37 protein-coding genes are annotated in these 22,203 nt (G+C 45.6%); 35 read left to right on the top strand and 2 right to left on the bottom strand.

Annotated features, from left to right (window positions below; genetic code table 11):
* Positions 1-7: 7 nt before the first annotated feature.
* From rpsC to AB3351_RS22370, 32 genes are all read left to right on the top strand, one after another.
* Positions 8-670 (top strand): 30S ribosomal protein S3, encoded by a 663-nt coding sequence (gene rpsC, locus AB3351_RS22525; protein ID WP_371149356.1) that lies wholly within the window; start codon positions 8-10, stop codon positions 668-670.
* A gap of 2 nt (positions 671-672) precedes the next feature.
* Positions 673-1,107: a 50S ribosomal protein L16 gene (rplP, locus tag AB3351_RS22520; RefSeq protein WP_206248984.1), complete on the top strand. Its 435-nt coding sequence runs from the start codon at positions 673-675 to the stop codon at positions 1,105-1,107.
* Positions 1,097-1,294, top strand: a complete 198-nt coding sequence (rpmC, locus tag AB3351_RS22515; protein ID WP_371149355.1) for a 50S ribosomal protein L29 — start codon at positions 1,097-1,099, stop codon at positions 1,292-1,294. Before rplP ends, rpmC begins: the two co-directional genes overlap by 11 nt.
* 24 nt (positions 1,295-1,318) lie before the next feature.
* Positions 1,319-1,585, top strand: a complete 267-nt coding sequence (gene rpsQ / locus AB3351_RS22510; protein ID WP_021624755.1) for a 30S ribosomal protein S17 — start codon at positions 1,319-1,321, stop codon at positions 1,583-1,585.
* A gap of 43 nt (positions 1,586-1,628) precedes the next feature.
* Complete coding sequence (gene rplN / locus AB3351_RS22505) at positions 1,629-1,997, top strand: 50S ribosomal protein L14 (RefSeq protein WP_206248987.1); 369 nt, start codon at positions 1,629-1,631, stop codon at positions 1,995-1,997.
* A 61-nt stretch (positions 1,998-2,058) separates the two neighbouring features.
* A complete protein-coding gene (gene rplX, locus AB3351_RS22500; RefSeq protein ID WP_371149390.1) occupies positions 2,059-2,370 on the top strand; it encodes a 50S ribosomal protein L24 in 312 nt (103 codons plus the stop codon).
* A 25-nt stretch (positions 2,371-2,395) separates the two neighbouring features.
* Entirely contained in the window at positions 2,396-2,938 is a 543-nt protein-coding gene (gene rplE, locus AB3351_RS22495; RefSeq protein ID WP_371149354.1) for a 50S ribosomal protein L5, read from the top strand.
* A 33-nt stretch (positions 2,939-2,971) separates the two neighbouring features.
* Complete coding sequence (locus AB3351_RS22490; RefSeq protein ID WP_040305028.1) at positions 2,972-3,157, top strand: type Z 30S ribosomal protein S14; 186 nt, start codon at positions 2,972-2,974, stop codon at positions 3,155-3,157.
* 29 nt (positions 3,158-3,186) lie between these two features.
* Positions 3,187-3,585 carry a 30S ribosomal protein S8 gene (gene rpsH / locus AB3351_RS22485; protein WP_206248989.1) on the top strand — a complete coding sequence of 133 codons (399 nt, stop codon included), beginning with the start codon at positions 3,187-3,189 and terminating at the stop codon, positions 3,583-3,585.
* A 31-nt stretch (positions 3,586-3,616) separates the two neighbouring features.
* Positions 3,617-4,156 carry a 50S ribosomal protein L6 gene (gene rplF, locus AB3351_RS22480; RefSeq protein ID WP_371149353.1) on the top strand — a complete coding sequence of 180 codons (540 nt, stop codon included), beginning with the start codon at positions 3,617-3,619 and terminating at the stop codon, positions 4,154-4,156.
* A 34-nt stretch (positions 4,157-4,190) separates the two neighbouring features.
* Positions 4,191-4,559: a 50S ribosomal protein L18 gene (gene rplR / locus AB3351_RS22475; protein ID WP_371149352.1), complete on the top strand. Its 369-nt coding sequence runs from the start codon at positions 4,191-4,193 to the stop codon at positions 4,557-4,559.
* A 36-nt stretch (positions 4,560-4,595) separates the two neighbouring features.
* Complete coding sequence (gene rpsE, locus AB3351_RS22470) at positions 4,596-5,093, top strand: 30S ribosomal protein S5 (protein ID WP_043066246.1); 498 nt, start codon at positions 4,596-4,598, stop codon at positions 5,091-5,093.
* Between the two features lie 14 nt (positions 5,094-5,107).
* A complete protein-coding gene (gene rpmD, locus AB3351_RS22465; protein ID WP_206248993.1) occupies positions 5,108-5,293 on the top strand; it encodes a 50S ribosomal protein L30 in 186 nt (61 codons plus the stop codon).
* A 31-nt stretch (positions 5,294-5,324) separates the two neighbouring features.
* A complete protein-coding gene (gene rplO, locus AB3351_RS22460) occupies positions 5,325-5,765 on the top strand; it encodes a 50S ribosomal protein L15 (RefSeq protein WP_371149351.1) in 441 nt (146 codons plus the stop codon).
* Positions 5,765-7,072 carry a preprotein translocase subunit SecY gene (gene secY, locus AB3351_RS22455; protein WP_371149350.1) on the top strand — a complete coding sequence of 436 codons (1,308 nt, stop codon included), beginning with the start codon at positions 5,765-5,767 and terminating at the stop codon, positions 7,070-7,072. Before rplO ends, secY begins: the two co-directional genes overlap by 1 nt.
* A 43-nt stretch (positions 7,073-7,115) precedes the next feature.
* A complete protein-coding gene (locus AB3351_RS22450) occupies positions 7,116-7,769 on the top strand; it encodes an adenylate kinase (protein WP_371149349.1) in 654 nt (217 codons plus the stop codon).
* Entirely contained in the window at positions 7,766-8,512 is a 747-nt protein-coding gene (gene map, locus AB3351_RS22445) for a type I methionyl aminopeptidase (protein ID WP_371149348.1), read from the top strand. The genes AB3351_RS22450 and map overlap by 4 nt, the downstream gene beginning before the upstream one ends.
* A 128-nt stretch (positions 8,513-8,640) precedes the next feature.
* The gene (gene infA / locus AB3351_RS22440; protein ID WP_003322635.1) at positions 8,641-8,859 is read left to right on the top strand and encodes a translation initiation factor IF-1; all 219 of its coding nucleotides are present in this window, start codon (positions 8,641-8,643) and stop codon (positions 8,857-8,859) included.
* Between the two features lie 83 nt (positions 8,860-8,942).
* On the top strand, positions 8,943-9,056 hold the full coding sequence (gene rpmJ, locus AB3351_RS22435; RefSeq protein ID WP_015617898.1) for a 50S ribosomal protein L36: 114 nt from the start codon (positions 8,943-8,945) through the stop codon (positions 9,054-9,056).
* A gap of 23 nt (positions 9,057-9,079) precedes the next feature.
* A complete protein-coding gene (gene rpsM / locus AB3351_RS22430) occupies positions 9,080-9,448 on the top strand; it encodes a 30S ribosomal protein S13 (protein ID WP_371149347.1) in 369 nt (122 codons plus the stop codon).
* A 15-nt stretch (positions 9,449-9,463) separates the two neighbouring features.
* On the top strand, positions 9,464-9,862 hold the full coding sequence (gene rpsK, locus AB3351_RS22425; RefSeq protein WP_371149346.1) for a 30S ribosomal protein S11: 399 nt from the start codon (positions 9,464-9,466) through the stop codon (positions 9,860-9,862).
* A 182-nt stretch (positions 9,863-10,044) separates the two neighbouring features.
* The gene (locus AB3351_RS22420) at positions 10,045-10,962 is read left to right on the top strand and encodes a DNA-directed RNA polymerase subunit alpha (protein ID WP_371149345.1); all 918 of its coding nucleotides are present in this window, start codon (positions 10,045-10,047) and stop codon (positions 10,960-10,962) included.
* A 36-nt stretch (positions 10,963-10,998) separates the two neighbouring features.
* Positions 10,999-11,364 carry a 50S ribosomal protein L17 gene (rplQ, locus tag AB3351_RS22415; protein WP_043066255.1) on the top strand — a complete coding sequence of 122 codons (366 nt, stop codon included), beginning with the start codon at positions 10,999-11,001 and terminating at the stop codon, positions 11,362-11,364.
* Between the two features lie 73 nt (positions 11,365-11,437).
* Positions 11,438-12,271 (top strand): energy-coupling factor transporter ATPase, encoded by an 834-nt coding sequence (locus tag AB3351_RS22410; RefSeq protein ID WP_371149344.1) that lies wholly within the window; start codon positions 11,438-11,440, stop codon positions 12,269-12,271.
* Positions 12,256-13,149: an energy-coupling factor transporter ATPase gene (locus tag AB3351_RS22405; protein WP_371149343.1), complete on the top strand. Its 894-nt coding sequence runs from the start codon at positions 12,256-12,258 to the stop codon at positions 13,147-13,149. The genes AB3351_RS22410 and AB3351_RS22405 overlap by 16 nt, the downstream gene beginning before the upstream one ends.
* Before the next feature lie 5 nt (positions 13,150-13,154).
* Positions 13,155-13,949, top strand: coding sequence for an energy-coupling factor transporter transmembrane component T family protein (locus tag AB3351_RS22400; protein ID WP_371149389.1), 795 nt, complete (start codon positions 13,155-13,157; stop codon positions 13,947-13,949).
* Positions 13,950-13,998: 49 nt separating this feature from the next.
* Entirely contained in the window at positions 13,999-14,775 is a 777-nt protein-coding gene (gene truA, locus AB3351_RS22395) for a tRNA pseudouridine(38-40) synthase TruA (RefSeq protein WP_371149342.1), read from the top strand.
* Between the two features lie 182 nt (positions 14,776-14,957).
* Positions 14,958-15,395: a 50S ribosomal protein L13 gene (gene rplM / locus AB3351_RS22390; protein ID WP_371149341.1), complete on the top strand. Its 438-nt coding sequence runs from the start codon at positions 14,958-14,960 to the stop codon at positions 15,393-15,395.
* A gap of 18 nt (positions 15,396-15,413) precedes the next feature.
* Positions 15,414-15,806, top strand: a complete 393-nt coding sequence (gene rpsI, locus AB3351_RS22385) for a 30S ribosomal protein S9 (protein ID WP_021624732.1) — start codon at positions 15,414-15,416, stop codon at positions 15,804-15,806.
* 139 nt (positions 15,807-15,945) lie between these two features.
* Positions 15,946-16,389 carry a hypothetical protein gene (locus AB3351_RS22380; RefSeq protein WP_371149340.1) on the top strand — a complete coding sequence of 148 codons (444 nt, stop codon included), beginning with the start codon at positions 15,946-15,948 and terminating at the stop codon, positions 16,387-16,389.
* A 153-nt stretch (positions 16,390-16,542) separates the two neighbouring features.
* The gene (gene cwlD, locus AB3351_RS22375; protein WP_371149339.1) at positions 16,543-17,259 is read left to right on the top strand and encodes an N-acetylmuramoyl-L-alanine amidase CwlD; all 717 of its coding nucleotides are present in this window, start codon (positions 16,543-16,545) and stop codon (positions 17,257-17,259) included.
* A gap of 67 nt (positions 17,260-17,326) precedes the next feature.
* Positions 17,327-18,454, top strand: a complete 1,128-nt coding sequence (locus tag AB3351_RS22370) for an Mrp/NBP35 family ATP-binding protein (protein WP_371149338.1) — start codon at positions 17,327-17,329, stop codon at positions 18,452-18,454.
* A gap of 69 nt (positions 18,455-18,523) precedes the next feature.
* Here the strand turns inward: AB3351_RS22370 and gerD are convergent, their stop codons facing one another.
* Complete coding sequence (gerD, locus tag AB3351_RS22365; protein WP_371149337.1) at positions 18,524-19,177, bottom strand: spore germination lipoprotein GerD; 654 nt, start codon at positions 19,175-19,177, stop codon at positions 18,524-18,526.
* 212 nt (positions 19,178-19,389) lie between these two features.
* Here gerD and AB3351_RS22360 point away from each other — a divergent pair, with 212 nt between their 5' ends.
* Positions 19,390-19,986, top strand: a complete 597-nt coding sequence (locus AB3351_RS22360; protein WP_371149336.1) for a KinB-signaling pathway activation protein — start codon at positions 19,390-19,392, stop codon at positions 19,984-19,986.
* Positions 19,987-20,009: 23 nt separating this feature from the next.
* Here the strand turns inward: AB3351_RS22360 and pdaB are convergent, their stop codons facing one another.
* On the bottom strand, positions 20,010-20,771 hold the full coding sequence (gene pdaB, locus AB3351_RS22355) for a polysaccharide deacetylase family sporulation protein PdaB (protein ID WP_371149388.1): 762 nt from the start codon (positions 20,769-20,771) through the stop codon (positions 20,010-20,012).
* 150 nt (positions 20,772-20,921) lie between these two features.
* Here pdaB and AB3351_RS22350 point away from each other — a divergent pair, with 150 nt between their 5' ends.
* Together AB3351_RS22350 and AB3351_RS22345 are read left to right on the top strand one after the other, a co-directional pair.
* On the top strand, positions 20,922-21,578 hold the full coding sequence (locus AB3351_RS22350; protein WP_371149335.1) for a stage II sporulation protein M: 657 nt from the start codon (positions 20,922-20,924) through the stop codon (positions 21,576-21,578).
* 119 nt (positions 21,579-21,697) lie between these two features.
* Complete coding sequence (locus AB3351_RS22345; protein ID WP_371149334.1) at positions 21,698-21,916, top strand: hypothetical protein; 219 nt, start codon at positions 21,698-21,700, stop codon at positions 21,914-21,916.
* Positions 21,917-22,203 lie beyond the last annotated feature (287 nt).

Here is a 22,203-nt window from a genome sequence, read left to right as displayed (position 1 = left end):
ATAGCGAGTGGGTCAAAAAGTTAGCCCGATAGGACTTCGGGTTGGCGTCATCCGTGATTGGGAATCCAAGTGGTTCGCAGAGAAGGATTACGCTGATCTGTTACACGAAGATCTTAAGGTACGTGAATATGTAAAAACCCAGTTGAAAGACGCTTCCGTTTCTACTGTTGAAATCGAGCGTGCTGCCAACCGTCTAAATGTTTCTATCCACACTGCTAAGCCAGGTATGGTTATTGGTAAAGGTGGTAGTGAAGTTGAGAAGCTTCGCAAAGCGCTGTCTGCTTTGACTGGCAAGAAAGTGCACATCAACATCAACGAGATCAAAAATCCTGATATGGATGCGACTCTTGTTGCACAAAGCATCGCACGTCAATTGGAAAACCGTATTTCTTTCCGTCGTGCACAAAAACAATCTCTGCAACGTTCTATGCGTGCAGGTGCTCAAGGTATCAAAACAATGGTAAGTGGTCGCCTTGGTGGCGCGGATATCGCTCGTTCTGAAGGATATAGCGAAGGAACAGTTCCGCTTCACACACTGCGTGCTGATATTGATTATGGTACAGCTGAAGCCGATACTACGTACGGAAAAATCGGCGTTAAAGTATGGATTTATCGCGGAGAAGTTCTTCCTCAAGCGAAGAAGAGAACTCAAGAGGAAGGAGGCCAATAATCATGTTGATCCCTAAACGCGTAAAACACCGCAAACAACATCGCGGAAAAATGAGAGGTCAAGCTAAAGGCGGTACTCAAGTAACGTTTGGTGAATATGGCCTTCAAGCTTTAGAAGCCTCTTGGATTACAAACCGTCAAATCGAAGCCGCTCGTATTGCGATGACTCGTTACATCAAACGTGGCGGTAAAGTATGGATTAAAATTTTCCCAGACAAACCGATCACTGCGAAGCCGCTTGAAGTACGGATGGGTTCCGGTAAAGGTTCTGTTGAAGGCTGGGTAGCAATCGTAAAACCTGGAAAAGTAATGTTTGAGCTGGCTGGCGTACCTGAAGAGGTAGCTCGTGAAGCAATGCGTCTGGCTATGCACAAACTTCCGGTTAAATGTAAGTTTGTAAAACGGGAAGAATTGGGTGGTGACGCAAATGAAAGCTAATGAAATTCGCAACCTAACCACTGCCGAAATTGAACAAAAAGTCACTTCCATGAAGGAAGAGCTTTTCAACCTCCGTTTTCAATTAGCGACTGGTCAATTAGAAAACCCTGCACGTATTCGTCAAGTGCGCAAAGATATCGCAAAAGCAAAAACGATCCTGCGTGAACGTGAATTAGGCATTAGCTAATAGATTAGAGAGGAGGTCGCAAACATGGCAGAAGAACGCAATGCACGTAAAGTTGTTCTTGGTCGAGTTGTTTCTGACAAAATGGACAAAACAATTGTTGTTCTGGTCGAAACATACAAAAAGCACCCGCTTTACGGAAAGCGCGTGAAATATTCCAAGAAGTTCAAAGCTCATGATGAGCAAAACACTGCAAAGATCGGCGATCTAGTTAAAATCATGGAAACTCGCCCGTTGTCAAAAGACAAACGTTGGAGACTGGTTGAAGTGGTTGAGAAAGCCGTTATTATTTAAAATATGATCGAACGTTAGTTACAACTGAAGGGAGGGACTCTCCGTGATCCAAACTCAAACTCGTTTGCGCGTAGCTGATAACTCTGGCGCGAAAGAACTGATGTGTATTAAAGTGCTCGGCGGTTCTGGCCGTAAATCCGCTAACATTGGCGACGTTATTGTTTGCTCGGTAAAACAGGCAACACCAGGTGGCGTTGTTAAGAAGGGCGACATTGTCAAAGCTGTAATCGTACGTTCTAAGAGCGGTGCTCGTCGTAAAGACGGTTCATACATTCGCTTTGATGAGAACGCAGCGGTAATTGTTCGTGATGATAAAGGCCCGCGTGGAACTCGTATTTTCGGACCAGTTGCCCGGGAACTTCGTGATAAAGAGTTCATGAAGATCGTATCTCTGGCTCCTGAAGTACTGTAAATCCTGCTTAAAAGGCATTAAGTAAACATAAGGAGGTGCCGTCATGTCCGAACAAAAGAAAATGCACGTGAAATCCGGTGACAACGTAGTTGTTATCAGCGGTAAAGATAAAGGTAAAAAAGGACGCGTTCTTGCTGCGTACCCGAAAACAGGCCGTGTGCTTGTAGAAGGCGTAAACATGGTTAAGAAACACACTCGTCCGAACGCCAATAACCCGCAGGGCGGTATCGTTACACAAGAAGCTGCCATTCATGCTTCTAACGTAATGATCGCTGATCCGAAAACGGGCGAGCCGACTCGTATCGGTTCAAAAATTGTAGACGGAAAGAAAGTACGCATTGCAAAAAAATCTGGCGAAGCATTGGATAAGTAGTCAGGTCGGAAAGGAGGTCATCTAAATGGCTGCAAGAATGTTAGAGCAATACAAAGAGAAAATCACTCCTGCTTTAATGCAGAAGTTCGAATATAAGTCTGTTATGCAGGTTCCTAAAATCGACAAGATCGTGATCAACATCGGTTTGGGCGAAGCCGTTGCTAACCCAAAAGTTTTAGACAATGCGGTTCGTGACATCGAAGCAATCGCAGGTCAAAAGCCGGTTATCACTCGTGCGAAGAAGTCTATCGCAGGCTTCCGTCTTCGTGAAGGCATGCCAATCGGCGTGAAAGTGACACTGCGCGGCGAGCGTATGTACCACTTCCTGGATAAATTATTCAACATCTCTCTTCCGCGCGTACGTGACTTCCGTGGTATTTCCAACAAAGCGTTTGATGGACGCGGAAACTACACGCTCGGATTAAAAGAACAATTGATCTTCCCGGAAATCGAGTACGATAAAGTGGACGCAATTCGCGGAATGGACATCGTAATCGTAACAACGGCACAAACGGACGAAGAAGGCCGCGAACTGTTGACACAATTTGGCGCTCCTTTCGTCAAGTAAGTACGGATTCCTATACGATAAGGAGGGAAACAAGTGGCTAAAAAATCAATGATCGTGAAACAGCAACGTAAGCCGAAGTTTAAAGTTCAGGCCTACACACGCTGCGAACGTTGTGGTCGTCCGCATTCCGTGTACCGTAAATTTAAACTTTGCCGGATTTGTATTCGCGACTTAGCATACCAAGGCCAACTGCCTGGAGTGAAGAAAGCAAGCTGGTAATCCCTTAGAATGGGAAGGAGGTAAAACATATGGTAATGACAGATCCAATTGCAGATATGCTTACTCGCATTCGCAATGCCAACATGGTGCGTCATGAGAAGCTGGAAGTACCTGCTTCCAAAATCAAGCACGCCATCGCGAATCTGCTGAAAGAAGAAGGCTTTATTCGTGACGTTGAGTACGTAGAAGATAACAAGCAAGGCATTCTCCGTATTTTCTTGAAATACGGTGCAGATAACGAACGTGTAATTAACGGTCTGAAGCGCATTAGCAAACCTGGTCTGCGCGTATACGCCAACAAGGGCGAGATTCCTCGTGTTCTGGGCGGATTAGGAATCGCCGTTGTTTCTACATCAAAAGGCGTTATGACTGACAAACAAGCTCGCCAACAACAAGTCGGCGGCGAAGTGATCGCATACATTTGGTAATAACATTCGAGAGCGAATGGAGGTGTAACGGATGTCCCGTATTGGTAAAAAACCGATCGCTATTCCTGAAGGAGTAGACGTAAAGCTTGATGGAACAGTATTGACCGTTAAAGGTTCGAAGGGTACGCTTACTCGTACGCTTCATAGTGAAGTAATCGTGAAAGTAGAAGGAAACGAAATCGTTGTTGAACGTCCTTCTGATAACAAATTGCACCGCGCCCTGCACGGTACAACTCGTAGCGTTATCGCCAACATGGTGGAAGGCGTAACGAACGGATTCGCTAAAACGCTTGAATTGGTTGGTGTAGGTTATCGTGCAGCTAAAAGCGGTAGCAACCTGACACTCAACGTTGGATATTCTCATCCAGTTGAAATCACTCCGGAAGAAGGCATTGAATTCGAAGTTCCGGCACAAACGCAAATCATTGTTAAAGGTATTGACAAAGAGCGCGTAGGCCAAATCGCTTCTGAAATTCGTGCTGTACGTCGACCTGAGCCTTACAAAGGTAAAGGTATTCGCTACCAAGGCGAACGCGTACGTCGTAAAGAAGGTAAAACTGGTAAGAAGTAATCGCTAAGGCGTATGTAAGAAAGGAGTGAATCACGTGATCTCTAAACAAGATAAAAACAAAGCACGGAAGAAAAGACACCTGCGTGTACGCAAAAAAATCTCCGGTACAACTCAAGCTCCTCGCCTGAACGTGTACCGTTCTTCTAACCATATCTATGCTCAACTGATCGATGACGTAGCTGGCGTAACCATCGCTGCTGCTTCTACTGTTGATCCTGAGCTTAAAGGTCAAATCAGCCACGGCGGCAACCAAGAAGCTGCTGCAAAAGTAGGCGAATTGATTGCAAAACGCGGTATCGAAAAAGGCGTGAAAGAAGTCGTATTCGACCGTGGTGGATACTTGTATCATGGACGTATTAAAACTCTTGCAGATGCTGCGCGCGAAGCCGGTCTGCAATTCTAATTGAACGAAATTCCTTACACAAGGAGGGAAAACTTCATGCGTATTGACGCTTCGAACCTGGAGCTTGAAGAGAGAGTAGTCGCCATTAACCGTGTTGCAAAGGTTGTTAAAGGTGGACGTCGTTTCAGCTTCAGCGCTCTCGTAGTCGTTGGCGATAAGAATGGACACGTAGGTACTGGCATGGGTAAAGCTCAAGAGGTACCAGATGCGATCCGTAAAGCCATCGAAGATGCAAAGAAAAATCTAATTAAAGTTCCACTCGTAGGAACAACACTGCCTCACGAAATCAACGGACGTTTTGGTGCCGGTAAAGTATTCATGAAGCCAGCTTCAGAAGGTACTGGAGTTATCGCCGGTGGCCCTGTTCGTGCGGTTCTTGAACTTGCTGGTGTAGGCGATGTATTGAGTAAGTCTCTAGGCTCTAATAACCCAATCAACATGGTAAATGCTACGTTAGAGGGTTTAAGCCGTCTGAAAACTGCTGAGCAAGTTGCAAAACTGCGTGGTAAAACTGCGGAAGAGCTTTTAGGTTAGGAGGGACTTAGACAATGGCTAAATTGCAAATCACCCTCAAAAGAAGTCTTATTGGGCGTACGCAAAACCAAAAAGCGACAGTAGCAGCTCTTGGTCTTCGCAAAATTCACCAGTCTGTTGTAAAAGAAGACAATGCCGCAATGCGCGGTATGGTGGAAAAAGTGAAGCATATGGTTGAAGTTAAGGAAATCGCTGAGTAATAGATATCTTGCGTAAAGAGGAGGTGCAACGATGAATTTACACGAAATTAAACCTGCTGAAGGTTCCCGTCACACTCGTAAGCGAGTAGGTCGTGGTATTGGTACCGGCAACGGTAAAACGGCCGGTCGTGGACATAAAGGTCAAAACGCTCGTTCCGGTGGCGGAGTTCGCCCAGGTTTCGAGGGTGGTCAAAATCCACTGTATCGTCGTTTGCCGAAGCGCGGTTTTACAAACCCGAATCGCAAAGTGTTTGCTGTAATCAATCTTGATAAATTGAACCAGTTCGAAGAAGGTACGGTAGTAACACCGGAAGCTCTTCTTGAAGCTGGTGTAATTAAAAACACGCACGATGGCGTGAAGATTTTAGGGAATGGAGAACTAAACGTGAAGCTGACGGTTCAAGCCCAGAAGTTTTCTCAATCTGCGGTTGAGAAAATTGAGGCTCTTGGCGGAAAAACCGAGGTGATCTAATGTTCTCCACGTTTGCCAATGTGTTTAAGATTGCCGACTTGCGTCGAAAGGTGATTTTCACCCTTTTGATGCTTGTCGTCTTTCGGATTGGCAGCTTTGTTCCGGTGCCGAACATCAACGTCTCGGTACTTGAACAGCTGTCGCAGCAAAACAACATCTTCGGCTTCTTGAATACATTCTCGGGCGGTGCGCTGCAGAACTTCTCCATTTTTGCAATGGGGATCATGCCGTACATTACCGCTTCGATTATTATGCAGCTGTTAGCGATGGATGTTGTTCCGACATTTACCCAGTGGCAAAAAGAAGGAGATATCGGACGTCGTAAAATTGCCCAGTTTACACGTTATTTTACGATTGTATTGGGTTTGATTCAGGCGGTGGGTCTCTCCATCGGTTTTAATGGAATGATGCCTGGCCTCGTACAGAATCCTTCTTTTACAACCTACGCAACGATTGCGATTGTGTTGACCGCAGGTACAGCTTTTCTCATGTGGCTTGGTGAACAAATCACCGAGAAAGGCATCGGGAACGGTATTTCCATTATTATCTTTGCGGGTATCGTAGCTGCAATTCCGAATGGTGCAAAGCAATTGTATGCCTCAGAATTTATTGGCTCTGAGGATCAGATGTTCCTAAATATCGTTAAAGTTTTAGGCATTCTGCTTGCGATTATCCTTGTCATTATAGGAATTGTTTTCATCCAGCAGGGAATGCGTAAGATTCCTGTGCAGTATGCAAAACGGGTCGTTGGCAGAAAAATGTACGGTGGGCAATCGACTCACATACCGCTGAAAGTAAACAGCGCAGGAGTAATTCCGGTTATCTTCGCTTTGTCGCTGATTATTTTTCCGCCTACGATTGCTCAATTCTGGCCAGGGCATCCTGTTTCCAACTGGGTGATTCAAACGTTTAACATCCAGACGTTTAGCTCTCAGAACTGGATTGGCATGGTGTTGTATGTGCTTCTGATTTTTGGATTCACCTACTTCTATGTGCACGTACAAGTTAATCCAACGCAGATGGCTGACAACATGAAAAAGAACGGCGGATATATCCCAGGAATACGTCCAGGAAATGAGACAGCCCAATTTATTACTCGAACGTTAAACCGAATTACTTTGGCAGGAGCAACTTTCTTGGCACTTGTATCCATTCTTCCGGTTTTCTTCTCCAAAGTGAGCGGACTACCGCCTTCGATTCAGATCGGTGGTACAGCCATTCTGATCGTAATCGGGGTTGCATTGGATACAATGAAACAAATCGAGAGCCAACTTGTGAAACGCCATTACAAAGGGTTTATTAAGTAATACGAAACAGGCTGTAAACTCACTGACGTATGGAGGGGTAGAGATGAATATTATCTTAATGGGATTACCAGGAGCGGGAAAAGGAACCCAGGGGGAAAAGATTGTGGAAGCTTTCGGTATTCCGCACATTTCCACCGGCGATATGTTTCGTGCAGCCATCAAAGAACAAACAGAGATGGGTAAACAAGCGAAATCATATATGGACCAGGGACTCTTAGTACCGGATGAGGTTGTCATTGGTATTGTAAAGGAACGTTTAGGTAAAGCTGATTGTGAGAAAGGTTTTATGTTAGACGGCTTCCCGCGCACTATGGCTCAGGCGGAAGCGCTGGACGCAACGCTTGCTGAAATGGAACGCAACATTGACCATGTGATTAATATCGACGTAGACCGCGGCATTCTGATGGATCGGCTAACCGGCCGCCGCATTTGCAAAAACTGCGGAGCGACGTATCATGTAATATTCAATCCTCCTTCCCAAGAAGGGATCTGCGATAAGTGCGGCGGGGAATTGTATCAGCGTGATGATGACAATGAAGCGACCGTTGCAACTCGCCTCGATGTAAACATCGAGCAATCCGCTCCGATCTTACATTATTATAAAGAAAAAGGATTGCTTCGTAACATTAACGGGCAACAAGATATAGACCAGGTTTTTGAGGATGTTGCAGAACTATTGAGAGGTCAAGCTCAATGATTATATGCAAGTCCAAAGCAGAGATCGACATCATGAGAGAAGCAGGGCGTATTGTTGCTCTCACGCATAAAGAACTGCAAAAAGCGATTCGTCCAGGTATCACGACAGGTGAACTTGATGCAATCGCCGAGACTTTCATCCGCAAGCATGGAGCAAAACCTTCTTTCAAAGGATACGGCGGCTTTACAGGCAGCATATGCGCTTCAGTTAACGAAGAGCTCGTTCATGGTATTCCAGGCAGCCGCAAGCTGAATGAAGGGGATGTCATCAGCCTCGACATCGGAGCTGAATTGGACGGCTATCATGGCGATTCGGCCTGGACATATGGAGTAGGTTCGATTTCTCCGGAGAATCAGCGTTTGCTAGACATCACCGAGAAGTCTCTCTACGAAGGATTGGCACAGGCAAAGCCGGATGCCCGTCTAACAGATATCTCACATGCCATTCAGGTTTGCGTAGAAGAAGCCGGTTTTTCAATCGTTCGTGAATATGTAGGTCATGGCATCGGACGGGATTTGCATGAAGATCCGCAAATTCCTAATTTTGGACCTCCAGGACGCGGACCGAGATTAAAACCGGGCATGGTACTGGCGATTGAACCAATGGTAAATGCGGGTAAACGTCATGTACGTACACTCGCTGACAATTGGACGGTTGTCACCGTGGACGGTTCAATGTGTGCTCACTTTGAACATACAATTGCAATTACTGAAGAAGGCTATGAAATCTTAACCGCAGAATAAATAATAATAGTATTTCCCTTTGGTATATACATTGTGTTATGATTGCCGGTGGGGATATTATAGGTTTATCGACTGAGTTAAGAATGCTTACCTATAAGCAGCTGTGCTGAAGAAAGGAGAGTGGCTTTATGGCAAAAGAAGACGTAATTGAAGTGGAAGGTACCGTGATTGAACCTCTTCCGAACGCAATGTTTCGTGTAGAGCTTGAGAACGGGCATAAAGTGCTGGCTCATGTATCCGGTAAAATCCGTATGCACTTCATTCGTATACTGCCGGGTGACAAAGTCACCGTTGAATTATCACCGTATGATTTGACCCGCGGGCGGATCACATATCGCTATAAATAGAGAAGGAAACGTGAAGAGTTAGAGGTTAGCTTAGCCTCCAACCTCTAATATTTCCACTCTAGAACCGACAGGAGGTTATCCAAGTGAAAGTAAGACCATCTGTAAAGCCGATTTGCGAGAAATGCAAGATCATTCGCCGTAAAGGCAAGATCATGGTAATCTGTGAAAATCCGAAGCATAAGCAAAGACAAGGCTAATTTATTAAGGAGGTGCATGATACATGGCACGTATTGCTGGGGTTGACTTACCTCGTGACAAGCGCGTAGTAATCGCGTTGACTTACATTTTTGGCGTGGGCCGTTCCACTGCCGTGAAAATCCTGAGCGAAACAGGTATTGATGAGAACACGCGTGTTCGTGATCTGACCGAAGATGAAGCAGCGAAGCTTCGTGAGTATATTGATAAAACAGTTAAAGTTGAAGGGGACCTTCGTCGTGAAGTATCTCTCAACATCAAGCGTCTGATCGAGATCGGCTGCTACCGTGGTGTTCGTCACCGCAAAGGTCTGCCGCTTCGTGGTCAACGTACGAAAACGAATGCACGTACTCGCAAAGGGCCGCGCCGCACTGTTGCGAATAAGAAGAAGTAAAGGAGGTAAATGAAGTTGGCGAAAAGAAAAGTAGCTGCGACTCGTACTCGTCGTCGTGATCGCAAAAATATTGAGTCTGGTATCGCGCATATCCGTTCTACATTCAACAACACGATCGTTACAATCACGGATCCACACGGAAATGCAATCTCCTGGGCAAGTGCTGGTGGCCTTGGTTTCAGAGGCTCTCGTAAAAGCACTCCGTTTGCTGCTCAAATGGCTGCTGAGCAAGCTGCAAAAGCTGCAATGGAGCACGGCATGAAGGCTGTTGAAGTTATGGTTAAAGGACCGGGTTCTGGTCGTGAAGCTGCCATCCGTTCTTTGCAAGCTACGGGTTTGGAAGTTAACATGATCAAAGACGTAACACCTATTCCTCATAATGGTTGCCGTCCACCAAAACGTCGTCGTGTATAATTTGGCAGCAAGTCGCATAAACTAGCAGTTTAAAAAGTTATACACCTGTGCATACTATTATAATATGACACAAACAGGTCTGTGCTTTGGTTGCGATTTACTGGTAACCGCCAAAGGGGAATTCCGGTCGTGGACCTTAGACCCGTCCGGAATTTTCGACGTTTTGAAGGAGGGTTTGTTTGATGATCGAAATCGAAAAGCCAAAGATCGAAGTGGTAGAAGTAAGTGATGAGTCTACCTATGGCAAGTTTGTGGTAGAGCCTCTTGAGCGCGGATACGGCACAACGCTCGGCAACTCCTTACGTCGTATTTTACTTTCTTCACTTCCAGGTGCCGCAGTAGTTAGCGTTGAAATCGATGGGGTCCTCCACGAGTTCTCCACGATCGAAGGCGTGGTAGAAGATACTACCCAGATCATCTTAAATGTAAAAACTCTTTCTCTTAAAATCCATTCGGATGAAGAGAAAGTGCTTGAAATTGACGTGGAAGGCGCAGGTGTCGTCACGGCTGCTGACATTCGCGCAGATAGTGATGTAGAAATTCTGAATCCTGAATTGGTTATTGCCACATTAGAAGAAGGAGCACGTCTCCATATTCGTATGGTTGCCAATCGTGGACGCGGCTATGTACCTGCCGATCAGAACAAACGCCCCGATCTGCCAATCGGTGTAATTCCGATTGATTCCATCTATACACCGATCAACCGTGTAAACTATCAGGTAGAAAATACACGTGTAGGTCAGGTAACAAACTATGACAAGCTTACGCTTGAAGTGTGGACAGACGGAAGTATTCGTCCGGAAGAAGCGGTAAGCCTTGGCGCAAAAATTATGACGGAACACCTCAATTTGTTTGTAGGTCTCACCGATGAGGCGCAGGAAGCCGAAATTATGGTAGAGAAAGAAGAAGACAAAAAAGAAAAAGTACTCGAGATGACGATCGAAGAACTGGATCTTTCTGTCCGCTCCTACAACTGCTTGAAGCGTGCCGGTATTAATACTGTACAAGAGCTGACGCAGCGCAATCTTGGCCGTAAATCGCTTGAAGAAGTACAAGAGAAGCTTGAAGAGCTGGGTCTTGGGCTTCGTAAAGACGATTAGAAACGATAGATTGTTTGTCTTAAGGAGGGAAAAAGGATGGCATACTCTAAATTAGGCCGTAATAGTGCCGCTCGTAAGGCTCTTTTCCGCGACCTGGTAACTGACCTGATTATTAATGAGCGCATCGAGACAACGGAAAGCAAGGCGAAAGAAGTTCGTTCGATCGCTGAAAAAATGATTACGCTGGCTAAACGCGGTGACCTGCACGCTCGTCGTCAAGTAGCCGCTTTTGTGCGTAAAGAAGTGGCAGATAAAGAAACAAACCAGGATGCAATTCAAAAACTTTTCGATACTGTTGCACCTCGCTTTTCTGAGCGTCAAGGTGGTTATACTCGTATCTTGAAAATTGGGCCTCGTCGTGGAGACGGCGCACCAATGGTATACCTTGAGTTAGTTGAATAGTTAGCACTGGCGCAAGAAAGGGTGAGGATGAAATCACCCTTTTTTTGCATAGTAAAATGGTGGTGGGATCGGCGTGAGTGAAGCGATCATTCGCCTGACCGATGTTTCTTTTACGTATGAAAATGCGGTAGAGAAAGCGGTGAATGGCGTAACATTTGATGTAAAGAAGGGCGAATTCCTTTCCATTATCGGGCATAACGGTTCAGGTAAATCCACGCTGGCGAAGATGCTGAACGGTCTGCTGCTCCCTTCTGAGGGCAATATCGAAGTATCTGGAATCGTAACGGCGAATGAAGAGCGTATCTGGGAAGTACGGCAGCAGGTTGGTATGGTGTTCCAGAACCCAGATAATCAATTCGTGGCGCCGACGGTAGAAGATGATATTGCGTTTGGTATGGAGAATATCGGTGTCCCGTCTATAGAGATGGAGGAGAGGATTAAGGAAGTACTGCTTCAAGTTCATATGACTGAATTCCGCACTGCGGAGCCGAATCGTTTGTCCGGTGGGCAAAAGCAACGTGTAGCTATTGCAGGTGCACTTGCGATTCAGCCGGCAGTGCTTGTTCTTGATGAGGCAACAGCGATGCTTGATCCTCGGGGACGTAAGGAAGTCCTTGAAGTCGTACAGCGTATGAACCGCGAATTCGGGATGACCGTAATCCAGATTACACATTACCTTGAAGAAACGCTTCATAGTGACCGCATTCTTGTTATGGACGGCGGGAAGCTTGTTGGAGAAGGCACGCCAGGCAGTGTGTACCAACAGGTGGAGTGGCTGCGTGGGCTTGAATTGGATGTGCCTTTTGCTTGTGATCTGCAGTATCGCCTCCGTCAAAGAGGCTTGGTTTTTGATGAGTTGAAAATGACGGGGGAGGGAGTGTTGGACAGCTTATGGATATCCGATTAGAAAATGTAGGATATACGTACTCCCCGGGTACACCGTTTACTTATCAGGCGCTTCGGAGTGTGTCTCTGTCTATTCCGCATGGCCGCTATGTTGCTGTAATCGGCCATACAGGCTCTGGGAAGTCTACTCTCATCCAGTTATTAAACGGCTTGCTTATCCCGACAGAAGGCACGATGCAGGTAGGAGAGTTTACGCTGCCTGCCAAAAAGAAAAAAGGCCTTGAGAAGCTCCGTCAGCAAGTGGGGCTGGCTTTTCAGTATCCGGAATATCAATTGTTTGAAGAGACGGTGCGAAAAGATGTGGCTTTTGGTCTTACCAACATGGGTCTGCCGCAAGACATGATTTCTGGGCGAGTAGACGCTGCTCTGCGGCTTGTAGGACTTGATCCTGAGAAGTATGGGGAGAAGTCTCCCTTTGCCCTTAGCGGCGGTCAGATGAGGCGTGTGGCGCTTGCTGGAGTGCTTGTCATGAATCCGAAGATATTGGTGTTGGATGAACCGACTGCAGGTCTTGATCCGTCAGGGCATCATGCCATTCTTGAGATGGTGGCCCGCGTTCATCGTGAAGAGAAGCGTACAACCATTCTAGTTACACACAGCATGGAAGATGCAGCGTTGTATGCCGATTATTTGTATGTGATGAATGAAGGACGTATCTGGATGGAAGGTACGCCTAAGCAAGTGTTCGAGAGCCCGGATAAGATTCGGCAGGCAGGTCTTGAGCTGCCGGAGATTACACGCTTTATTTCTCAATTCAATGAGCGGATTCAGATGACTGGGGACAGTATGGCTCCTCTTCCTTTTGATATTTTTGATCCGGAGACGTTAGCCGATGAACTGGCGCGACGTTTTCCAAAGAAGGGAGGGGGCCTGGGATGAGTTTCATGAACTCTATACCGATTGGACAGTATATACCCCGCGATTCGTTCCTGCATCGTTGTGACCCGCGTAGTAAGCTCTTATTCGTATTCTTTTTCATTATTTTTATCTTCTTGGCGAACTCGTTGTATGCATTTCTATTCGTCGCGGCGGTAAGTCTTCTGGGTATTATATTATCCCGCATTCCGATCATCTATGTTCTAAAAGGGCTGAAGCCTGCATTATGGATTATTGCACTGACGGTAGTCTTACAGATTTTTACGAACAAAGAGGGTCCGGTGCTTTTCTCTTGGAAGTTCATCGAGATACATGAGAAGGGGCTCATAGACGCCGCATTTGTATCAGCGCGTATTATCTTGCTGATGATGTCTGCGTCTCTGCTGACGCTAACCACCTCACCGATCCAGTTGACGGATGGATTGGAGAGTTTGTTTTCCCCGTTGCGTCGGTTTAAGTTCCCTGCTCATGAATTAGCGCTGATGATGTCGATTTCACTGCGTTTTATTCCTACTCTTTTGGAGGAAACGGACAAGATTGCCAAAGCGCAGATGTCACGAGGAGCGTCGTTTTCTAGCGGGTCTATCATTCAACGGATTAACGGGATTATTCCGCTTATTGTACCGTTGTTCGTGCAATCATTTCGCAGGGCTGAAGAATTGGCCTTTGCGATGGAGGCGAGAGGATACCGCGGCGGAGAAGGACGGACGAAGTATCGGCAGCTGCGCTATGGCATGCGGGATGCGATTCTTTTTGGTATTACCATTGTAATTGCCATCGTCGTTTTGCTGCTGCGTGCGTAAAAAATGGTGGTAGCTTTGGTTTGCTTTGTGAGAAAGGATGAAGGGTACATTGGAATGGCGCAAGATTAAAGTAACGTTTGGCTACCAGGGAACGGCATATTACGGCCTGCAACGCCAAACGAACGGACCAAGTGTACAGTTAGAGATCGAGAAAGTACTTCATCGTGTGCTTCAGCATGAGACGGTGATCGTAGCATCAGGACGTACAGATTCTGGAGTGCATGCAAGGGAACAGGTGGCGCATTTTCGCACGACCAGTCGGATTCCAGCAGACCGGCTTATTCCGGCCATGAATACACTCCTGCCTGATGATATCGTTGTCCTGAATGCGGAGGAGATGCCGATGTCTTTTCATGCGCGCTATCATGTCACAGAGAAGACGTACCGCTATCGTTTGCTGAATCAGCCTATTCCTGATCCGTTTCTGCGCGAGTGGTCCCAGCATATTAAAACTCCGCTCAATATAGAGAATATGCGAGCCGCTGCTAGTTATTTAATTGGTACGCATGACTTCACATCCTTTTGCTCCGTACGAACAAGAGTGGAGGATAAGATTCGTACCATATATGAGATCCGCATTGACGAATATGAGCGCGATTCGGCACTGCCGCATCAGGGCAAGGATATCTGGTTGACGTTTCGAGGCAATGGCTTTCTCTATAATATGGTCCGAATTATGGTAGGTACGCTGGTCGAAGTTGGCAAGGGGAAGTGGCAGATCGAAGATGTCAAGAAAATGCTTGAAGCTAAAGATCGCAACCTTGCCGGTATCACAGCTCCTCCACACGGACTCTATCTTTGGAAGGTAGAATACGAGGCAGATTAAACATCCTCTCAGACAGTCAACGCGACCTGGTGTATAATTTTATCTTGACTTTGTAACCCGATGTGTAGTAATATCAAATTCGGTATTTTAAAACCCCACTATGCCCCGAAATGTGTTGGTTTTTAAAATATATAGGTTAACGGAACAATCGTGTAATGCACGCTTTTTTAGGAGGGAAAATAATGCGCACCACATACATGGCCAAGCCAAACGAAGTAGAGCGTAAATGGTATGTAGTTGATGCTGAAGGGCAAACGCTTGGACGTCTTGCCAGTGAAGTAGCAGCAATTCTTCGCGGAAAATTCAAACCTGAGTTCACACCACACGTTGATGCAGGCGATTTCGTTGTTGTAATCAACGCTGAGAAAATCCAATTATCTGGTAAGAAAATGGCTGATAAGAAATACTATCGCCATTCTGGATACCAAGGCGGATTAAAAGTAACTACAGCTGGTCAAATGCTTGCTACAAAGCCTGAGCGCGTAATCGAGCTTGCTGTTAAAGGCATGCTGCCGAAAAACCGTCTGGGTCGCAAACTGATCGGAAAGCTGAATGTATACGCTGGAACTGAACATCCACATCAAGCGCAAAAACCTGAAAACTGGGAACTGCGCGGGTAGTAAAAGGAGGGAAAATTCGTGGCACAAGTTCAATATTACGGAACAGGTCGTCGTAAAAACTCCATTGCACGCGTTCGTCTCGTACCGGGTGATGGTCAAATCATCATCAACAAACGTTCAATGGATGAATTCTTTGGTCTTGAAACATTGAAACTGATCGTAAAACAACCACTCGTTCTTACTGAAACAGAAGGTAAGTACGATGTGCTCGTAAATGTAAATGGTGGCGGTACAACAGGTCAAGCGGGTGCAATCCGTCATGGTATCTCCCGTGCGCTGCTTGAAGCTGATCCAGAACTGCGCGGTGCGCTGAAATCTGCTGGCTTCTTAACTCGCGACCCACGCATGAAAGAACGTAAAAAATACGGTCTTAAAGCTGCTCGTCGTGCGCCTCAATTCTCCAAGCGCTAATTTTGGAGACATTCATACAGATACGAAAACCCAATCCATCATGGATTGGGTTTTTTGCTGTTTTCATGTAGGAAGGTATGAACGGATAAAAAGAGAGGCAATCCTATAATGGAGACATAAGATAAAGCAAGGTGATCGCATGGAGAATAACATTGTTTCTTTTGAAAAGCATATGCGCACACGGGATGAAAGCGTTCGTAAGCGGGTGCTGGAATGGATTGATCGGGAAGAAGTGCATCAATACTACATCGATATTATTGAAGTCTCCATCCGGCACCTTACCAGATTGCAGCGATACTTGGTGGAAGAATACCTGGGTGAAATGATTGCGGAATGCTTTTTCCAGGGAGTAGATGCAAGTAAACAGTACGAGGCAGGATACACAACGGAAGAGATTGAAAGCCGATATAGTAAAGATCAGCTCTCTACGATACACTCCCTAATGAGCAATTACCGGCTATATCGCCACCTTGGAGAATGGGACTTGTATTCTATCTCCATTATAGCTGAAGATGTGGCACGTAGATGGTTTCGTAAGGGTCTGGCTTATGGAAGGAAACAGCGCAAACTAAAACTCCTGTAGAAAATAGAAAGCGAGCTTCGATAGAGAAGCTCGCTTTCTATTTGGCATAAATGTCTATATAGCTATTGTCGAGGAAAGTGGCTGTAAGAAGAATAAACGGGGAGGTTGTACATATGTTGTAGTAAAGCACATACAGAGAAGGAGCGGGTGTCATTGAAGCAGAAAATCATGTTCTGGCTAGGGGCTCTTATGCTTTTGGTCTTCTTATTTACATATAATATGCCTATGGATGATGAATCATGGTCTTCCTGGTCGCTTCCGTTATCCGGAAAGGTAATCGCGATTGATGCAGGGCATGGTGGTCCGGACGGGGGAGCAGCGAGCAAGCAGGGCTTGATTGAGAAGGATGTGACATTGCCAATTAGTCTGTATCTGCGGGATTTTCTTCAGGAGGCCGGTGCATTGGTTGTCATGACAAGAGAAATTGATACAGATTTGGCGAACCCAGATACGAAAGGGTTAAGCAAACGTAAAACGGAGGATCTGCTTAGGCGGGCCAGAATGATTAAGGAGAAGGAAGCGGACTTATTAATCAGTGTCCATCTAAATGCGATACCTTCACCCCGCTGGAAGGGAGCGCAGACATTCTATTCCCCTACACGAAAGCAGTCCGGTCAAGTAGCCCAATTGATTCAGGATGAAATTAAACGTGTGATTAATAATACAGACAGAACCGCTAAAAAGACGGATGATATCTTTATCCTACGTACTGTGGAATGCCCGGCTGCACTAGTAGAGGTAGGATTTCTCTCCAATGAGGAGGAAGCAAGGCTCATGAGTTCCTCCCAGTATCAGAAGCAGATGGCAAATGCGATATACCAAGGAATCCTTCGTTATTATTCCGGGGAAAGTGTCGAAGACGTACAATAAACTTTGGAGGAAAAATAACAGGATGGTATAATAAGGGGAGCACGTCATTTCGAAGAGGTGAACTATAGTGATTACAGAAGAAAAAGTGTTAGAAGCATTACAAGGTGTAGAAGACCCGGAGATCCACCGCAGTGTAGTGGAGTTGGGCATGGTGCGTAATATTAAGATTGATGGCGATAAAGTAGAGTTGGATGTAATTTTAACAATTCAGGGCTGTCCGTTGAAGGTCAAGATTCAAGAAGATGTAGAAAATGCGATCAAAGCGCTGGGTGCAACGCAGGTAGTGGTAAACTTTGGAGCGATGACCGATGAAGAACGTGCGCGTGTCGCTGCTATGATTCGCGGCGGTAATGCACAGGCTTCTGCTTCTGCACCGAATAATGGCACGGTACAGGGACATGGAGCAGGTCTTGATCAGGTGTCACCGCTTCTTAGACCGGATTCTAAGACACAATTTATCGCTGTTACAAGCGGTAAGGGCGGTGTAGGAAAATCGACGGTTACGGTTAACCTTGCTGTTTCCCTTGCGCGTATGGGCAAAAAGGTTGGTGTGATCGACGCCGATATTTATGGCTTCAGCGTCCCGGATATGATGGGGATTACTCAGCGCCCGGTAGTAGTGGAGAATATGGTTATGCCTGTGCAGCGGTTCGGTGTAAAAGTTATCTCGATGGGTTTCTTTGTCGAGGATAATTCACCAATTATCTGGCGCGGACCGATGCTTGGTAAGATGCTGCGTAACTTCTTTAGTGAAATTCATTGGGGTGAGCTTGATTATATGATTTTGGACTTGCCTCCAGGAACAGGCGATGTAGCGCTTGACGTGCATCAGATGATCCCGCAAAGCAAGGAAATTATCGTGACGACACCTCATCCGACAGCTGCATTCGTGGCAGCCCGTGCCGGAGCGATGGCAATTCGTACGAATCATGAGATTCTCGGTGTGGTGGAGAACATGTCCTACTACATTGACAAAGACGGGCAGAAGGATCCGATCTTTGGCAGCGGCGGTGGACAAAAGCTGGCAGAAGAGCTGCAGAGTGAAGTATTGGTACAAATTCCGCTGGGTCAGCCGGAGCCGATGCGCGATGAAGAACGATTCGGCCCGTCTGTGTATCAGGAGCATGAAAACATCGGCAAGATTTATATGGAATTAGCAAGAACTGTTGATCAGAAAGCGGGCATCAAAGTATAATTACGAAACGGAAGAGAAGGTACGCCTCCTCTTCCGTTTTTATGTGTAAAGAAATAAAAAGTGAGGTAGCTATTTTCCTCCTCCACCACCGCCACCTTTTCCGCTGCTACCTTGTTCCTGTCCGCCGCCACCTTGACTGCCGCCCTTTTCCTTCTCTTTTCCCTTGCTCTGCTCAGGCTTCATCATCTGCTCCTGAGCTTTCTGGGCAATGTTAATCATCTCAAGTCGAAACATAGGGCTTTGCAGTGATTCTTTCATAACGTTCATCGTTTGCTGGCGATATGCGGGACTTTTCATGGTTTCAAGAACCATTTTTTGATAATCTGGATCCTTCATAATATCAAGCATCATTTTTTGATACTCCGGATCTTTCATCAAATTTTTGAGGGTTTTTTCATTTTCCTTTTCCATGGCTTTGGCCATCGAACTGGCGAACTTCGGGTCCTGCATCATCTCGTGAGCCTGCATTTGTCCGGCTTCCTCACCGCCGCCCTGTCCACCGCCTGTACCTGTACTCTGTGTACTCATTTTGCTACCTTTGCTGGCTTCTTTAATAGCTTTTTGTCCCTCTTTTGTTTTTAGAATATCAATGACCATTTGTTTTGTCTCGTTGTAATCGGAAGAGGCAGATTTCCCTTTTTGCTGAGTCACACCACCGCATCCGGTAAGTACGATCATCAGCAGAAGAATGCAGGAAAGGGCGGAGCGTGTGCTAACAATCATATCCTTCATCCTATTCGTCCCTCTTTTCTCAAGTAGTATGGCTATTCCTAGCATGTGAAAGGAGGAAGCTGTTTATCCTTTTTGAGCAATTAGGATAGGTCGGTGAATATTGGTAGTGCTGGGCTTTATGGCAAATGCGCGAAATTGCTGGTTTTTTTATAGGGCGATTGGTACAATCAAAATGGAAAAAGAGCAAGCATGGGGGTAGAGCGGTGACATTACGGAAGTGGTCCTTTCTTTTTTATACGACGCTTCTGATCGGGGCATTGGGTGCCGTGATTTCAGGGGTGCTTATTGGACAGGAGACAACCAGCGGCGGGTTTGCGAATTTTGGTATGGGGGTTATCGGAAGTTTGATTGCCGGGCTGATGTTCAGTGTGGTAAGCCAAATGGGTTTTTTTGCTTATTTGACGGTGAACTATCTCGCTTTGAGCGTCTTCAGACGAAAAAGCCTCTGGTACGGGATTCAGGTGATTATTATTGCTTTCGTTTTTATTGATTTAGTTGTCCTGCGGCATGATATTTTTGCGAAGCACGAGTCCATGCTTAGCTATGTATGGCTGCCGTTGGGCCTGCTGGCGTACGCGGTTGCCGTGGCTTATGCGAAGGTACGGGCGACAAATCGCTCGGCATGGATTCCGACCATATTTTTTATGTTTGTTGTAACGATTCTAGAGTGGATTCCTGCTCTGCGGGAAAATAATTTGAAATCAATGACGATGATGATTGTTCCGCTCCTGCTCTGTAATACATGGCAGATCATGCAGCTGCATCGTATTTTACGCAAAAACGAAAGCCTGGCGAAGTAATCGCCCGGCTTTTTTTATGTTGGTTATTTCACTTCTTTTGTGTCGACTTTGGCGCCTGCCATCAATTCAGATACAGACACGAATTCATAGCCTTTACCGCGTAATTGATCGATGATTGCAGGAAGTGCAAGGTGCGTTTGCTTGCAAGAATCGCTGGCATGCAAGAGGACGATGTCACCTGGATGAGCTTTACCTACGACGTTTTTAGTAATTTGTTCGGTGCCGGGGTTCATCCAATCCTTCGAATCGGTATCCCACTGAACTACTGTGTAGCCCATCTTGTCCGCAATTTTGAGTACGCGTTTGTCGAAGTCACCGTTGGGGGTACGAATAAGTGTGGGGGCGGCTCCGGTTAAGCCCTTTAAAATTTCGTGTGATTTACTAATCTGCGTGCGGATTTCATCATCAGTTAAACCGCTGTAATTAACATGCTTATGGCCGTGTGACCCAATTTCATACCCCATATCCTTAATGCGTTTTACGATATCGGGATGACTCTCGCTCCAAGGGGAGGAGAGGAAGAAGGTTGCTTTTTTAACTCCCTTTTGTTGAAGGATGTCCAAAATCGGGCCGGCTCGCTCTTCTCCCCAGCTAATGTCGAAGGTGAGCGCGAGCTTTTTTTCCTTTGTTTCTACTTTGTAAATAGCATTGGGACCACTCTTGCCCGATGTGAAGACTGAAATATTATCTCTCTCCGCCCAGGCGATACCGATAGCGAATAAAGCGGCTGTGAAAATGATAAGATACTGCTTAAGACGTCTGGCGTTTACAATCCAAAACAAAATTACACCTCCTAACAGGATTCATCCTTGTCCATTACATATGTATGCAGGTGAGACAAGGATATGCTTGTAGAATAAAAGGAATATCGAGAAAAGAATTTATGATATGATGCAAGAAGGGGAAGCTGCTTAGGAAAGGGGAACAACAGGTAAATGGTACGTAGACTAGGGAGTATTGTCCGTGAGAATAAACGCTATGTATGGATCGCTGCCGTGCTTATGCTGCTCGGGATTGTATTGGGTTATACTAATGCAGAGACGATCAAGCAGCTTGTCAAGCAGATGATGGAGAGTATCGAGCGCATTGCACGCGATATTGGAGCAGCGAATAATCCGCTTTATACGTTTTGGGTTATTTTTGAAAATAATGTAATGGCGGCGTTTAGTATGATCGGTCTTGGGATTTTTTTCTTTGGCCTATATCCTGCTATGGGATTAATCACAAACGGTTTGCTGCTTGGATTTCTGCTTAAAATGTATGCAGTAAGTGGGATTAGTCCGCTCAAAATCTTTTTGACCGGCATTTTACCACACGGCATTCTAGAACTTAGTGCCATCATTTTCGCTTCCGCGATTGGAATTAGGCTGGGCGTTTTAACATACGATTGGCTAGTTAGCCTATTTGTCAAAGAACGTAGAGGTACAACGAAAGCGAATTTTAGCAAGTTGCTTCGCGATTTACCATTGATTGTAGGGAGCGTTGTGGTCATGCTGTTTTTGGCAGCGGTGATTGAAAGTACAATTACGCCAATGTTGATTCAAAGCTTCATGGGGCAGGAAATGGAAATGATGAAACAAGTGTTTAAATAAAGCTGCAAGAAGTCAAGCCACGCTTTGTCGTGGCTTTTCTTTAGTAAAGGGTATAAAGAAGATAAAAAACTGGAAATATAATCCCATATCTATATGGTATAGAGGAGTGACGACTGCTGATGATGGGATTCTTATTTTCAACACGTGAGTGTTCAGAAGTTCAATATTTAATTCGAAAAGAACTTGAAGAGGTTTTGTTTGATCTTGGTGATCATCGCACAGATGAGATTGTACGTAAAGCCATGGAGCAGCGATATTACGTTTTATTTAAGCTGTATTCCCGTTTCGTATCCTCTAAAGAACTTTCTAAGTATATACGAAATAAAAAGTATACATAAGTGTGTTGACTTAATAAATGAATATATGATATATTATTTTTTGTCGCTGAAAAACAGCACATAAACCTCTGGAATAAAGCAAAACATTTTTTGAAAAATGGTATTGCATTTTAACTGGTTGTTTGATAAGATATAAAAGTCGCTGTTAGTGATAAGCGACATACAAAAAAGTTCCTTGAAAACTGAACAGTGAGACTCGATGTGTGCGAGTAAATATATCTGTGAAGGTGACGAATCGCTTTGTAGCGAATGCCTGATCCTTATCACAGACCCCGAAAAGATTTCTT

It is taken from the genome of Aneurinibacillus sp. REN35, assembly GCF_041379945.2.
Classification (GTDB): domain Bacteria; phylum Bacillota; class Bacilli; order Aneurinibacillales; family Aneurinibacillaceae; genus Aneurinibacillus.
The sequence above is the reverse complement of the archived record's forward strand: the minus strand, read 5'-3'. Positions and strand labels throughout refer to the sequence as shown.

Coding starts and splice junctions, on each gene's coding strand:
- rplP (WP_206248984.1), top strand. CDS start 673: ATGTTGATCCCTAAACGCGTAAAACACCGCAAACAACATCGCGGAAAA.
- rpmC (WP_371149355.1), top strand. CDS start 1,097: ATGAAAGCTAATGAAATTCGCAACCTAACCACTGCCGAAATTGAACAA.
- rpsQ (WP_021624755.1), top strand. CDS start 1,319: ATGGCAGAAGAACGCAATGCACGTAAAGTTGTTCTTGGTCGAGTTGTT.
- rplX (WP_371149390.1), top strand. CDS start 2,059: ATGCACGTGAAATCCGGTGACAACGTAGTTGTTATCAGCGGTAAAGAT.
- rplE (WP_371149354.1), top strand. CDS start 2,396: ATGGCTGCAAGAATGTTAGAGCAATACAAAGAGAAAATCACTCCTGCT.
- rpsH (WP_206248989.1), top strand. CDS start 3,187: ATGGTAATGACAGATCCAATTGCAGATATGCTTACTCGCATTCGCAAT.
- rplF (WP_371149353.1), top strand. CDS start 3,617: ATGTCCCGTATTGGTAAAAAACCGATCGCTATTCCTGAAGGAGTAGAC.
- rpsE (WP_043066246.1), top strand. CDS start 4,596: ATGCGTATTGACGCTTCGAACCTGGAGCTTGAAGAGAGAGTAGTCGCC.
- rpmD (WP_206248993.1), top strand. CDS start 5,108: ATGGCTAAATTGCAAATCACCCTCAAAAGAAGTCTTATTGGGCGTACG.
- rplO (WP_371149351.1), top strand. CDS start 5,325: ATGAATTTACACGAAATTAAACCTGCTGAAGGTTCCCGTCACACTCGT.
- secY (WP_371149350.1), top strand. CDS start 5,765: ATGTTCTCCACGTTTGCCAATGTGTTTAAGATTGCCGACTTGCGTCGA.
- AB3351_RS22450 (WP_371149349.1), top strand. CDS start 7,116: ATGAATATTATCTTAATGGGATTACCAGGAGCGGGAAAAGGAACCCAG.
- map (WP_371149348.1), top strand. CDS start 7,766: ATGATTATATGCAAGTCCAAAGCAGAGATCGACATCATGAGAGAAGCA.
- infA (WP_003322635.1), top strand. CDS start 8,641: ATGGCAAAAGAAGACGTAATTGAAGTGGAAGGTACCGTGATTGAACCT.
- rpsM (WP_371149347.1), top strand. CDS start 9,080: ATGGCACGTATTGCTGGGGTTGACTTACCTCGTGACAAGCGCGTAGTA.
- AB3351_RS22420 (WP_371149345.1), top strand. CDS start 10,045: ATGATCGAAATCGAAAAGCCAAAGATCGAAGTGGTAGAAGTAAGTGAT.
- rplQ (WP_043066255.1), top strand. CDS start 10,999: ATGGCATACTCTAAATTAGGCCGTAATAGTGCCGCTCGTAAGGCTCTT.
- AB3351_RS22405 (WP_371149343.1), top strand. CDS start 12,256: ATGGATATCCGATTAGAAAATGTAGGATATACGTACTCCCCGGGTACA.
- AB3351_RS22400 (WP_371149389.1), top strand. CDS start 13,155: ATGAACTCTATACCGATTGGACAGTATATACCCCGCGATTCGTTCCTG.
- rplM (WP_371149341.1), top strand. CDS start 14,958: ATGCGCACCACATACATGGCCAAGCCAAACGAAGTAGAGCGTAAATGG.
- AB3351_RS22380 (WP_371149340.1), top strand. CDS start 15,946: ATGGAGAATAACATTGTTTCTTTTGAAAAGCATATGCGCACACGGGAT.
- gerD (WP_371149337.1), bottom strand. CDS start 19,177: ATGATTGTTAGCACACGCTCCGCCCTTTCCTGCATTCTTCTGCTGATG.
- AB3351_RS22350 (WP_371149335.1), top strand. CDS start 20,922: ATGGTACGTAGACTAGGGAGTATTGTCCGTGAGAATAAACGCTATGTA.
- AB3351_RS22345 (WP_371149334.1), top strand. CDS start 21,698: ATGATGGGATTCTTATTTTCAACACGTGAGTGTTCAGAAGTTCAATAT.